General features: G+C 48.0%; 14 protein-coding genes. 6 read left to right on the top strand and 8 right to left on the bottom strand.

Going from position 1 to position 12,933, the window contains the following annotated elements; translation table 11 throughout:
* The first annotated feature begins 96 nt into the window (after positions 1-96).
* Complete coding sequence (locus ACF2G4_RS19300; protein WP_409076181.1) at positions 97-783, top strand: DJ-1/PfpI family protein; 687 nt, start codon at positions 97-99, stop codon at positions 781-783.
* Positions 784-855: 72 nt separating this feature from the next.
* On the opposite strand, the gene ACF2G4_RS19305 is transcribed toward ACF2G4_RS19300, so the two are convergent.
* Positions 856-1,332 (bottom strand): GNAT family N-acetyltransferase, encoded by a 477-nt coding sequence (locus tag ACF2G4_RS19305; protein WP_215848506.1) that lies wholly within the window; start codon positions 1,330-1,332, stop codon positions 856-858.
* Between the two features lie 177 nt (positions 1,333-1,509).
* On the opposite strand from ACF2G4_RS19305, the gene ACF2G4_RS19310 reads away from it, so the two are divergent.
* The 3 genes from ACF2G4_RS19310 (at position 1,510) to ACF2G4_RS19320 (ending at position 3,418) form a co-directional block, all read left to right on the top strand.
* Complete coding sequence (locus ACF2G4_RS19310; protein ID WP_409076182.1) at positions 1,510-2,301, top strand: MBL fold metallo-hydrolase; 792 nt, start codon at positions 1,510-1,512, stop codon at positions 2,299-2,301.
* A 56-nt stretch (positions 2,302-2,357) separates the two neighbouring features.
* On the top strand, positions 2,358-2,909 hold the full coding sequence (locus ACF2G4_RS19315) for a GNAT family N-acetyltransferase (protein WP_409076183.1): 552 nt from the start codon (positions 2,358-2,360) through the stop codon (positions 2,907-2,909).
* A 344-nt stretch (positions 2,910-3,253) separates the two neighbouring features.
* Positions 3,254-3,418: a general stress protein gene (locus tag ACF2G4_RS19320; RefSeq protein WP_215848509.1), complete on the top strand. Its 165-nt coding sequence runs from the start codon at positions 3,254-3,256 to the stop codon at positions 3,416-3,418.
* 711 nt (positions 3,419-4,129) lie between these two features.
* Here the strand turns inward: ACF2G4_RS19320 and ACF2G4_RS19325 are convergent.
* The 7 genes from ACF2G4_RS19325 to ACF2G4_RS19355 all read right to left on the bottom strand — a co-directional run bounded on the left by ACF2G4_RS19325 (position 4,130) and on the right by ACF2G4_RS19355 (position 11,229).
* Positions 4,130-4,861 (bottom strand): YoaK family protein, encoded by a 732-nt coding sequence (locus ACF2G4_RS19325; RefSeq protein ID WP_215848707.1) that lies wholly within the window; start codon positions 4,859-4,861, stop codon positions 4,130-4,132.
* 286 nt (positions 4,862-5,147) lie between these two features.
* The gene (locus tag ACF2G4_RS19330) at positions 5,148-5,456 is read right to left on the bottom strand and encodes a LysR substrate-binding domain-containing protein (protein WP_409076184.1); all 309 of its coding nucleotides are present in this window, start codon (positions 5,454-5,456) and stop codon (positions 5,148-5,150) included.
* An 81-nt stretch (positions 5,457-5,537) separates the two neighbouring features.
* On the bottom strand, positions 5,538-5,867 hold the full coding sequence (locus tag ACF2G4_RS19335) for a DHCW motif cupin fold protein (protein ID WP_243079302.1): 330 nt from the start codon (positions 5,865-5,867) through the stop codon (positions 5,538-5,540).
* 368 nt (positions 5,868-6,235) lie between these two features.
* Positions 6,236-6,709, bottom strand: coding sequence for a MarR family winged helix-turn-helix transcriptional regulator (locus ACF2G4_RS19340; RefSeq protein ID WP_409076185.1), 474 nt, complete (start codon positions 6,707-6,709; stop codon positions 6,236-6,238).
* 578 nt (positions 6,710-7,287) lie between these two features.
* A complete protein-coding gene (locus ACF2G4_RS19345; RefSeq protein WP_409076186.1) occupies positions 7,288-8,307 on the bottom strand; it encodes an ABC transporter substrate-binding protein in 1,020 nt (339 codons plus the stop codon).
* A 10-nt stretch (positions 8,308-8,317) separates the two neighbouring features.
* Positions 8,318-10,435, bottom strand: a complete 2,118-nt coding sequence (locus ACF2G4_RS19350; protein ID WP_409076187.1) for a TonB-dependent receptor — start codon at positions 10,433-10,435, stop codon at positions 8,318-8,320.
* 191 nt (positions 10,436-10,626) lie between these two features.
* Positions 10,627-11,229, bottom strand: coding sequence for a helix-turn-helix transcriptional regulator (locus tag ACF2G4_RS19355; RefSeq protein ID WP_243079298.1), 603 nt, complete (start codon positions 11,227-11,229; stop codon positions 10,627-10,629).
* Between the two features lie 43 nt (positions 11,230-11,272).
* On the opposite strand from ACF2G4_RS19355, the gene ACF2G4_RS19360 reads away from it, so the two are divergent.
* Both ACF2G4_RS19360 and ACF2G4_RS19365 read left to right on the top strand, forming a co-directional pair.
* A complete protein-coding gene (locus ACF2G4_RS19360; RefSeq protein ID WP_409076188.1) occupies positions 11,273-11,968 on the top strand; it encodes a B3/4 domain-containing protein in 696 nt (231 codons plus the stop codon).
* A gap of 13 nt (positions 11,969-11,981) precedes the next feature.
* Entirely contained in the window at positions 11,982-12,872 is an 891-nt protein-coding gene (locus ACF2G4_RS19365; RefSeq protein ID WP_409076189.1) for a dihydrodipicolinate synthase family protein, read from the top strand.
* The last annotated feature ends 61 nt before the right edge of the window (positions 12,873-12,933 follow it).

Below are 12,933 nucleotides of genomic sequence, written 5' to 3' on the forward strand. Positions count from 1 at the left end.
TCACGCCACCCCTTTATCAGCTGAGCGACATTGTTGTATTAATGGCATTCAGGATTGCGCTTTACTGCCGACTCAGCCATTAAGGGATCATAAATAATGAAAATTGTTATTCCACTCTATCAAGGCGTCACGCAACTCGACTTTACCGGACCTCATCAATTTTTTAGCCGTCTACCCGAGACAGAAGTCATTGCTGCCTCGCTGGGAGGCGAGCCGATTAAGGCTGATAACCTGGTGTTCAGTGAACTGCAGGATCTGAGCCAGATTGAATCCTGCGATTTGCTGTGTGTACCCGGCGGCGGCGGCTGTTTGCTGGCGATAGCGAACAGCGACTATATGTCGCATATACAGCGTCTCGCTCAACAGGCTCGCTATATTACTTCGGTCTGCACCGGCGCATTGATTCTCGGCGCGGCGGGTTTGCTGAAAAATAAGCGGGCTGCCACCCATTGGGCCTGGCGTGAAAAGTTAGCCTGTTTTGGTGCAATTCCTGATGATGCGCGGGTGGTTAAGGATGGCAATGTTATTACTGGCGGCGGCGTAACAGCGGGAATTGATTTTGCGCTGGTGGTTATCGCTGAGATTTATGGTAAGGAAACGGCACAACGTATTCAGTTGGGTCTGGAATATGCGCCAGCACCGCCCTTTAATGCGGGACGACCAGAAACAGCGCCTGCTGAAGTTGCGGCTTCTATGCAACAACGGATGACAGAATCGAACCTTGAGCGCTGTTCCGATCCCCGACTACCTGCAGCGCTGCGCGATCGCTTATTAGGCCGCTAAGCGAAAGGGTTAAGGCGCTGCCGCTGTGGAGCCCCCCGGCTAAGGCGTTGTTATCCTTAAGAACAGCGCTTTTCATCGCGACAAATTGATGACCATGTCAGTGCATTTTAAGTGGGCTTGCGCCAGCCTGGAATAATAATGGCCTTCCTGCACAGCAACGAATCCGTGCTGCTCATAAAAAGAGACCGCATTGGGGGTGGATGAAAGAGTGAGATGCGATATTTGACGCTTCCTCGCCTCAACTTTGATCGCATTGATGATCAGGCTAGCCAGACCTTTGCCGGCGTAGTGCGGAAGCGTGAATATTGCCTCAACGCTATTGCTCGCAAGGTCAAGAAAACCCGTAGCCACAGGTGAACCTTCGACGCCATCTATCACAAAAAACGGATTGGCTGAAATCACCGATCTGAAGCTGGCAGGCATAGCGTCTGGCGTCCAGGCCGTTACAATGGCAGCGTCATAAACTTCTGCGCAGCCACGGCGAATGGCCAGATTTCTGATCTTCCAGAGAATTTCTGCTTCATTAGGTGATGCCCGCCTCACTTTCACAGCACTTTCCTTTCAAGATGTTTACGCATGAATTCTGTTGGCTCAGTAAACCATTAAAGCGAATCAAAATGCCACCGCAGAGAAAGAGCCGCTGGATTACCGCCTCTTTCTCCGACATTCACTCAACCTGTTTCTGACTTCTATAATCAATCTCAGCAAATAGATGAGGGTGTCTCAATGATCAAAGTATGCGCGACATGCGGTACATCTTATGAAGAGCAAGCAGTGAAAATAGAACGCTGCAAAATATGTGATGATGAGCGTCAGTATGTGCCCGCTACCGGACAAAAATGGGTACCGTTATCAGCCCTGCAAGAGAGCCATTCGAATAAATGGCAGTCACATGCAGAGAATTTATTGAGTATTAAAACTGTGCCCAATTTCGCTATTAATCAGCGAGCTTTTTTACTGAGGGCACCAGAGGGAAATGTGTTGTGGGATTGCATCGCGAACCTTGATCAGGCCACTAAAACGCTGGTGGATTCGCTGGGCGGAATCAGCGCCATTGCCATTTCCCATCCTCATTACTACACCACCATGCAAGAGTGGGCAGAGGCGTTTAACGCCCCCATCTACCTCCACGCCAGTGACAGTGAATGGATCATGCGTAACAGTGCTTTCATACGCCTTTGGCAAGGCAATGAACTGGAACTGATGCCCTCTGTAAAACTCCTACGTCTGGGAGGACACTTTGCCGGCGGCTGCGTGCTTCACTGGAACAGCGGCGATGGTATTCTGCTTGCGGGCGACATTGTTCAGGTCACGCCCGGCGCGGATGCCGTCTCGTTTATGTGGAGCTATCCCAATATGCTTCCGCTGCCCGCAGCAGTGGTGAGTGAAATGACACGCCGCCTTTCTGGCATCCAATTCAACCAACTTTATGGAGCATTTGAAGGGCAAGACATTCACGACAGTGCACACGATATTGTGCTGCGCTCAGGTGAAAAATATATTGCCTGTCTTCAGTAACCTGCCTTTAAGATAGCGTTAACGCAGCACGTAAATATCTGGCATAAGGAAAATGCATGCACCTTGATGACATCAGCTCAATCAGATTGCTCTATCGCCGCCTTACTCTTGATGACTGGCCGTTCTTTTTAGCGCTGAATCAGGACAGGTCGGTGATGAAATATATTTCAGACCCGCGCAGTGAAGATGAGATTAGAAAACATGCCTTTGATTGCCGAATAGCGGAGTGGCAAAAAGGGTGTGATCATTGGCTTTGCCTGTTGATGCATGAAAAAGCGTCAGGTTTGCCCGTTGGCGCAACAGGTTTTATTGATCGTGGTGAAGGCATTGCTGAAGTCGGTTTTGTCCTTTCCGCCGCGTTTCAGGGAAAAGGCTATGGCATTGAATCTCTAAAGGCCCTGATTGAATTTTCTTTCAAGCAGCATGATTTCAGAAAGCTGGTTGCCACCGTAACGGCAGGCAATGAAGCATCAAAAAGAACCTTAATAAAGGCAGGATTTCTCCAAGAAGGCACTTTGCGGCGCAACTATTATCTTGACGGAAAGTGGCAGGATGACTGGATATTTGGGCTGCTAAGGGAAGAGTATTTGGCTGAACATGAAAAGTAATATGAAGCGTGTACGCTGTTGATTTAAAATCATTTATTGCATATGCATCAACCAACACCATCACCTCACTGTTTTGAAGAAAAACAGTGAGGCAGACGCTGAATAATGTAGAACAGAATAAACGATAACATTCACGAAATATATAAAATTTCATTTAAAGAAACAAAAAGTAATAACACAATGAAAATAACTCGCTGTATAAAAATGCGATCGTTACGCAGGGTTTAAATTAATTTTCGCGCTACGCTTGCAGGCTTTTAAAGCTTGTCTATTATTAAGTCTGTACGACGCGCATGACCGAGTTAATACGGTTATGCAATATAAACTCTTGAGGAGAACATAATATGACTCAGCACAGAGGCGGATCAGGTAACTTTGCAGACGACCGTGAAAAAGCAAGCTCAGCCGGTAAGAAAGGCGGACAGCATAGCGGCGGCAATTTTAAAAATGACCGTGAAAAAGCGTCCGACGCAGGGAAGAAAGGCGGGCAAACCAGCCGCCGCAGTTAATAAGCCATGAATCATCTCGCTTATTATTAGAGGCAAAGGATTGCCTCACTCTTTGCTTGTTTTACTGAATAGATGACTCTTTGAGTGAATAGATAAATCCCTCCGCTAACTGATTGAATAATCATAACTACTTACATAATCAATGTCGCCGCCTCTCACGATAGCACAGCGCCTGACCTGTCTACGATTGATTTATTATTGAAAGAAATTCACGCATTCTGATCATCCACAATTACCTCCCGTTACACAACGATCTTAAATATTTCTCTATTAAAAACGGCTCTTCTGGTCTGTCAATCTCTCTTCCCTGCACGCTACGCCTCCGGCAGAAAATATTTCCCTCTCCTTTATTTCCGATTAATTTTAGCAGCACTCAATAAAGATGGTTTAAAGAGCAGTTACACCCTGTCATGGCGAAGTTATATTTATCGATCACACTTTGGCGGCAACCAGAGTTCTGAGGCAGGAAAACCGGACAGCTACATTTCGTTATTAATTAAAAAAAATATGCTCCGTGTTGATATTAACCCAATCAATGGAAGCTGAGCGTGGGTGACGCCTTTTTGGCAAACAGTGATTAATTTTGAGGTACTGAACGTGGATTACTCTGGATAGAACAAATTCGAGCTGGCAAGCGATCCTGATCTACGTTGAGTCATTCAACAAAAAGGCTTTCTGAAATAGCCAGAAAGCCTTTTTATCAGTACAACATCAATACAACTTTTTGCCGGCCGTTTGCAACGTTATTGCGATAGCGCTGGAAGCAATGATCATCAGAGAAACACCCAATACAATCATGGCATTGAAGCCAAACGACTTGAATAAAAGCAGCCCGACAATACAACCTGACAAAAACGAAAATATCGTCGTCAAATGCGTGTGCAATTGCTTCTGATAAAAACGACGATTGCTGGCATCTTCTCGTGAAATAAATGAAGTCAAATAGGAACCAAAAGCAATCCCGGCATCGGTTAAGGTTCCGGTAACGTGCGTTGAACGTACACGGCCATTTGAAAGTTGGGTTGAGGTTGAGTTGTGCACCCCCATCAAGAACCCTAATAGCACCAGTACTTCGCCGTTATAACTCGGCGAGTAGAATACGGTTTCAAAAACCGAGGCAGCAGTTAATGCCATTCCTTCAAAAAGAATAATCAGGCAATAAATGGTCCGCATTTTTCGCTGCTGCCCAGCAAACACAGCGAAGCGTGCCGTTGTACAACCAATGACAAACGCAGTTATCAGTACCGCTAAAAAAAGCAGGCTATGAAGATCTGAAGTAGAGACCTCAGACGAAATTTGTGAAGCGTTCCCCGTCATGTGTGAAGGAAAAAAACCAAAGGCACCGAGCGCCATTGCATTTAATATTCCCGCCGTCGTCGCCAGCACCAAAGCCAGATAGCGATCTTCAGTGTGCGATCTTACGCGCTTCTTTTTTATTAGCACATTATTCCCCGATAAGATTTTTGCGATGAAAAGGAAACAACTAATGTGTTGTAAGCATAATAAAGAATACAACCTTATGCGCAATGTGCTTGCTATTACAGAATACTCTTACTATTTAACTCTTTGATTTAGTGGTTATTTTAAATTTCATTCAGCTTACTTGTAGAAGTGTAAATATTCTACGCCCTTTTCTCATCCGTGCGCGTTTATGTGAAGTAAGTTATTTAAGTAGCGGCTAAGTTTAGAAACTAAATAAAGTGTCAAATAACAGCTTCCCATTTAGCCATTAATTCACCATCAACTCTCTGAGTCGTGCAAGAAGCCACTGAAGGGCAGGATCGTTGTCGCGCCGTTTGTGCCATAGCAAAGAAAGCGGAATATCTGGGCTTTTTACCGGGACGTCACTGCACACTAAACCGAAGGGTATCCATTCCGCCGCTAATCCATCAGGAACGGTGGCCAAGGCAGGCATCTGGGTGAGAATTAACGGTAGCGCAGAAAAGTGTGATGAGACATAACGCACCCGCCGCTGTAAGCCTTTCAGCGCCAGTTGTTGATCAATGGCGCTGTGGCTTGCGCCACGATACGAAACCAACAGGTGTTCATGGTCAGTAAAGGCTTGCAGTGAAAGAGGCGCTGTACGCGCCCTTAAATTTTTCTGTACGCGACTTACCGGCTAATCCACGATAAACAGCCTGGCACCAACAGACGTAGATGAACGGTGCGCCTCAGCATTATCAGCAACCTGATAACTGGTTCCTGGCGTCAATACAAACGTGCGGCCATCTTCCAGTTCAGTGTGTAGTTCGCCCTCAAGGCAAAAAAGAATATGACCTTTTACACACCAGTGATCGGCCAGATAACCCGGCGAATACTCCACGATGCGCACGCGAATATCATTAAAACGTTGGGTTCGCCATAAGGCGCTGCCCTTTTCACCCGGATGCACCTCAGCTTCAATTTCATTCCAGTTTGTGGTCCCAAACGGCAGGTTCTCAATTTTCATCCGTGTTCCTTATTTGGTTAGCTGCACCTGCTTATCGATTTTTGAACGGCGCGCATGAACGTTCATCCGTTCAGCACCTCAGACTGCACGAGATATTAAGAAAAAGGTTCTGAATCGACTTTACAGAAAAGCCTCTTAAATTTTCCCTAACCAAGGCGCGCGTTAAGCAGCAGTTTGAAATCGATATCACCAGCTGGAGAAGGGTCAGACTAATAATGTGCCAGTAATATGCACCTTCTAAATCTCTTTTTTGCATTCTAAAAAGCGAGTAACTGCCCGGCAAATGAGGGTGATAGCGTGCTTACTTGCAATGAATAATGAACACATCCCACGTCAATCTGACGTTTACTAACTTGGCCTTGGTATCTTTATTGCTCTTCAGCAGGCTCCTGTAACCCGCCTAACTTAATCAGCAGGCGTTTCAAGTCAGCAATATCCTGCACGTCCAGCCCTGCGTTCATCAACTTCTCGGCATTTTTTGCCTGCTCGATCATCCGCTCCATCATCATTTTGCCCTCTTCAGTCATTGTAACCAGCTTTCGACGACGATTAGCAGGATCAATCACCACGCTCAATAGCCCGCCTTTAGACATGCGTTCAATCACATATGTCCCGGTCGCTTTACCGAAACCGGCGCGGTGTCCCAACGTCTGCTGATCGCAGGTTGTCTCTTCTGCCAGCACAACCAGGATAGCGTACTGCAAGGCTGACAAGCCGGTATCGACGCTTTGGTTCCAGCACGTCGAAGAGTGTTGCCCCACGCGACGCACCAGATGCATTAATGAGGTATCGCCGTGTGGCCACCGCGGAGCAGCGAGGATTAAGTCAGGATTATTAGGCATTGACTAACGTGACTCCAAAAGCAGTAAATTACAGTTCGAACTGATACAGTTTTTACCGAAACTATAGGGTGGAGCGTGTTTCCAAAATAATGCGCATGGATAAGCATCTCAGGCGCTACAAGTGGCGTTCAGGTTCGCTTCGCGCTGAAACATGTGGATGTTCAAATGCATCTGATCATCTCAAAATGGGCACACGCAACGATTTATAGGGAAACACCCTAAAGTGTACAAGACGTTGCCGCCCTCGCCTCTAAGAATGCCTGCGGCGGCACGCATGTAAATTCCATATGTGATCCAGGCAGCATTGCCTGCGTCGATGAACGCAGCGCGATACGTGAGCCGTTTCAAAACGTGCGGGATATCGTATGTGGGGGGCGACCACAACCGCAAAACAGTTGCTCGCGCTGCACCGGCTCATCAAGAGCTGAAGCGGTTACAAACGGATGAGTAAGGGATGAAATGCCCACCCGGATAGGGTGGCTTTTGGCCGCTGAGATAAAAGCCTGAATCACCGCATCCTGCGCATGAACACGCGTGGTATTGAGCAATGCCTTTCTGCAATAAATGCGCGCCGGTTCTTATTCTGGCGGCAGCGCAGCAAGGATCCTTTTGGCGCCTTTTTCATCCAGCGGGTAATCATAAAATCGCTGATAGAAAGTTTGTGTGGCTTGAACAAGATTGAGGCCAGAAAAGAGCTCAGGATGCAGTATCTTCGCTGCCCACTGAATTTGCAGCGCCGCTTCGGTGCCATAACGATCCCACGGAAAAACACCGGCTGGATTTTGCAAGACCTGATGCTGTTTCACGGCTTTTAAACTCGCAAACAGCGATGCGTAGTCGGACTTCGCCCAATTTCCTGCGCCCTGACCAATGATGATCACATCAGGATCCCAGTGAATGACCTCCTCTGGCGACACCTCTTTCATGTTTCCTTTAATCTGCTCTGCGACATTTTGCCCACCCGCGAGTGTTATCCAGGTGTCGATCAACGTATCACGGCCATCCACTTTTAACGGATGTAAGGATTGGATATGCAGCACACGCGGGCGTTGATGAGCATTAAGCCCCGCCGTCTTTTTACTAATGAACGCAATTTGCTGGTCCAGATAACGATTGTAATCTTGCGCACGCTGCATAGCTTGCTGAGTGCCCACCACTTCAGCAGTGGTCAGTAAAGAACGCTTCATGCTCGCAAAATCATCGAAATTCATCATCAGCGTGGCAATGCCAGCCTGCCGATACGCGTCCGCCTGGGGATCATTAGCAGGAACAAAAATCGCATCAACTTGACGGGCTACCAGCGCTTCGCTAGAGAAATCCTTGCCATGCACCTGAAGAGCCTGGTTGAGCGAAGGTTGAACAGTAAACATCCAGGGACGATCGTTGGGATGATTCACGGTCGCGACAATGCGATCGCCTGCACCTAATGTCATTAACAGTGAATGATGCGCATACCAGGCATCGGCGATCCGTTGGGCCGGTTTCACTACTTCAACTTTATTTCCAGCATCATCGCTCAATGTTTTACTCAAAACGTTAGTGCTTACTAACGTCATTGATAGCGTGAGGCCAAGTGTTAACAACGTCTTGTGAAACATAATTTTCCTGTCAAAAATCCAACTGCATTGAAACCTGCATCATGCGCGGTTCTCCAAGCTGAGCACTTGCGTAACCTGCTCCGCTATAACCGTTTAAACCGCCCGGGACAATATTGGTCCAGTAATGCCGATTGGTCAGGTTGGTGATGTCAAAACGGAAAGTGGTGGCCGTATTAAAGAGTTGAGTGTGGTAGGCCGCACCTGCATCGAGCGTGGTGTAACTGCCCACCCAACTCTCATTCGCGTTATCTGTAGCGCGTCGCCCTACATAGTGAATGCCGCCATGAATATCTGAACCCACAAGCACCGGCAGATCCCACGCCGCAAACACGCTTGCGGCATACCGTGGCAGCCCGACAATCTGCTTGTTTTGCGTCGCCTCGCTGGCAGTACTGAGCAAACGAGGATCCAGCCAGGTCATGCCGCCATAAAGATGAACATTCTGCGTCACATCGCCATCGGCCATGAGTTCAATGCCGCGGTTGCGCTGTTCACCCGCCTGAGCGTAATTGCCGTCTTGCCCGGTATAAGCAAAAGGCCGTTTGATTTGGAATACCGCCGCCGTTAACAGCACGTCACCCAGCGCCAATTTGCTGCCTGCTTCGATTTGCTTGCTGCGATAAGGCGCAAGAATGTTACCGGCATTGTTGGCACCACTTGGTGCGGTATCGCCCTGCTGCAGGCTATCTGCATAAGAAACATACAAGGTGAGCGGATCGACAGGTTTAAACATCAAACTGGCGGAACCGCTGAATCCGTTATCAGATGACTCGCTGGTGCGAGCACCCGTTTTAGCGTAGTTAGCAGAACTCAACAGGCTTTCACTTCCCGCCAGCAACAGGCTCCATTGAGGATTAAAAGCGAGGTTATCACTGAGCAAAAAAGCATGCTGCGTTGCCGTCGCAGAGTGATAGCGCTGAGTAAAGTCGGGATAATCTGGTTCGCCAAAGGTGGCAGGATTAGCCAGTGAAGCACTTCCCAACGTCTGCGTTGCGCCATTCAGGGGATTCATATTCTTCCAGACGAATCCCCGTAATCCTGTTGAGATTTGATGGTGCAGCCAGCCGGTATCAACTTCACCATTAAGGTTAGCCATATAGCTATTAATGGTGAAACGACTGGCGGTCGCCGACGAGGTTGTGGTGGTGTAATGACCTGCGTTATCGGTAAAGGTGTTTGTTACCCCAGTAGATTCGCGATCGGCGATTTGACGTAATACGCCAATTTCGCCCTGCCAGTTACCATCAAAATCATGCTTCAGATGTGCGCTGGCAGTCAGCGTATGATTATTATCGCCAGCATAGTATTGCCCAAGACCGGCGCGCTTTGGATCCGGCGCAGCAGGAAACGAAAGTCCGTTACCCAAAGCAAATTTTCCCGGTAAGCCTTTGTCATAAAAATGGTAATAGCTGAAGTTAGTTTCTAAGACGGTTTGATCGGAAAGATTAGCGTCAACAGCCAGGCTAAAAAGCTGACGCCGCTTTTTGCTTCCGCTTACATAGCCGTTGCCTTCATCATCCAGCATATTAAGACGATACCGCAGACGATCGTTATCATCCAACGGTCCGCTAAAATCCCCTGAAAGCAGCCGACTGGTGCCGGTTCCTGCGCCAACAGTGACCGAATGTTGCGGTAAATGTGTGCCGCGTTTCGCAACAAAATTAAATAACCCCGCAGGATTTGACGGGCCATAAAGCGATCCGGCTAACCCATTCAACACTTCAAGATGATCAAATTGCTCTGCGGCGTAATCAGTGGTGGAAACCACATTCAGCCCATCGATCATACTATTTTGCACCACACTTCCCTGCATACCCCGTGTTTGCGGTCGTGCGCCGTCACCCTGAACGGATGGCATATAGCGATAGAGATCGCTGACACTTTTGAGCTGTTGTTGCTTCATTAATGCAGGTGCCACGGTTTGAACCGACCAAGGCGTATTACGTACCTCTTGTTGACCAAGATTGCCTAATGTCGCCTTTTTATTGATCGGGGAATGCGTGTTGTCTGCGGCGGCGCTCACAACAAGCGTCTCATCGGGAGCGGATTGTTCGGCGTGCGCATGATGCAGAGCGGTGAATATTGTCAGGCTGAGCGTGCTCAAAGTATAAAAAGTTAGCGGTTTCATTATGTATTTATGCAAATGGTGATAAAAAAAGAGCGATCAAGTAATTACGGTAAGTAACTAATTTCGTTATTAAATTTATTATATAACGCTAAAAGGGTTTCATGCACCGCTATATTTAAAAATACATAACGAATAATGCGCCTTAGTGAGCGCGCTATACATTCAAATGAGGAATAGCAGGAGAGATGACGTTACTTATGCAGTTCAGCCACTGTCATAAAAAATGTTACCGGCTGCTGGTTCGCACTTGAATAGGCGTGGGGTTGGTCTGTTTTTGCAACAGCAGAACATCCATGCTGAATGTTCAGTACATCATCACCTAAATCAAGCTGTAAAATGCCCGCTTTAACGTGCAGCAATTCGAGCGTGCCAGGTGGATGACCGGCTGAACTAAACCGTTCGCCGGGGAACATTTCCCAGCGCCACAACTCAATCATATCGGGCCCGCTTGTGCCTGCCAGCAACTGCGCGGAGCCACCTTTTTCACCAGACCATAAGGTTGGAATATCTTCTTTCTCAATTAAATAGGCATTGGGCGCATGCGTTACATTGACCAGATCTGCCACTGATAAACCCAAGGCAGCCGCAACTTTGCAGAGAATCGCGATACTGGGATTTGCCGCGCCTTTTTCTATTTCAACTAACATACCTTTGCTGACGCCTGCACGGCGCGACAGCTCATCCAGCGAGAGTTTTTGGCCTTTACGAAAGTTCTTGATGCTGAGGGAGACAGCCTGATTAACGCTGTTCATATCCGAACCCGCATCGGTCGTTATATTGACTTTTTTGGTCATTGGTCACTACTATGAGATAAATTAGTCACTGAGAGATTATCCAATGTTTAGCGTTTCCCCGTCAATCGACCCGGCTATTTCTGAGATCGCACCCGGTTTTAGGGCGCTTAGTGTGGTGGTGCAAGCGGCCCCACTCATCCATCCCGAGGTGGCGGAAAAAGCGCTGCGGCAGGCTTGTCTTGCAGCCAATAACGATGATTTTCCTTGGGCAGACGCCCACCTTTCCGCCTGGGCAGACGCGTTTAAACGGTTTGGTGCAAAACCCAAGCGCACACCTTGCTCTGCCGAAGCGCTACGTAAACGCGTATCACGCGATGGGAATCTGCCAGCTCTCGATCCGGTTGTGGATCTCTACAACGCGATCAGCATTAAATACGCGCTACCGGTCGGCGGCGAAAATTTCACTGCTTATACGAGCCAACCGCGCTTAAAGGTAGCTGATGGAACAGAACGTTTTGATACCGTAAAGGAAGGAGAGATCATATTTGAATCGCCTGAAGCGGGTGAAGTTATCTGGTGTGATGATAAAGGTGTAACGTGTCGCCGTTGGAACTGGCGTCAGGGTGTGAGAACCCGGCTTGATGCACATGCGCAGCAGATGTGGTTTATTTTAGAAAGTTTGCCTGCCATGCCGCTTGAAGCCCTGCATCGCGCAGGCGATGAATTGATCCATGGACTGGAACAGATGATGCCCGGCGTGCAGATCAATAAGCAGTTGATTGGATTCGATATCGTCTAATCAGGAGCAACCTATGTTTACCGGTATGAGCGCGTTTCCTCTCACGCCTCTCAATGAATCAAAGATTGATGAGCACGCTTACCTTAAAATAATTACGCGTTTAGTCGATGCAAAAGTTGATTCTATTTGCGTGCAAGGATCGACGGGAAGTTATGCCTATCTTACGCTGAAAGAGCGAGCACATTTGCTCAGGCTTGCCGTTGAGGAGGCTAACGGGATACCGGTAATGACCAGCATTGGCGCGTTGCGCACGCGCGACGTTTTAATCGCTGCAGAAAATGCGCAAAAAATGGGGGCTTCTGCGCTGCTTTTAGCGCCTGTTTCTTACCAAAAACTCACGCTGGATGAAGTCTTTTCCCTGTACGAAACGGTTGCAGGAGAGATTTCAGTGCCGTTGTGTATTTATGAAAGTCCCGGCACCACCCATTTTGATTTCAGCCCCTCTCTCTTGCTCAATCTTGCACGGCTTCCTAATGTGGCTTCCATTAAATTATTGGGCGGTTATCCCGAGAGTGAAAATTACCTCAATCGCATTACGAATTTAAAAAACGCGTTACCCACGCATGTTTCTCTCGGCATCAGCGGTGATGTTTTTGCCGCCCCAAGCCTCAGCGCAGGCTGCCAGATCTGGTATTCGGTTATTGGCGGGCTTTTTCCACGCGTTGCGATGAAAATTGCCCATTTGGCGATAACAGGTAAGGGTGATGAAGCCGCGCAGCAAAGTGCGAAACTTGCGCCACTTTGGGCGCTGTTTCGCCAATACGGCAGTTTACGCGTTGTGGCTTCCGCTGCGGCTATGTTGGGTCTTGCCGAAAACGGCTGCTTACCTTTACCACTCAAAACACTGCATGGCGATGTCTGCAAGGAAATCAGCGATGTGATTGAAAGTGTGCAGTTGTCTTAATTAAATGACGACCTAACGTAACGAAAAAAGGCTTATCCAACAGAGTTGCTTGTGGCAGGAT

This window comes from Pantoea phytostimulans (genome assembly GCF_046118715.1).
GTDB classification, from domain to species: domain Bacteria; phylum Pseudomonadota; class Gammaproteobacteria; order Enterobacterales; family Enterobacteriaceae; genus Pantoea; species Pantoea phytostimulans.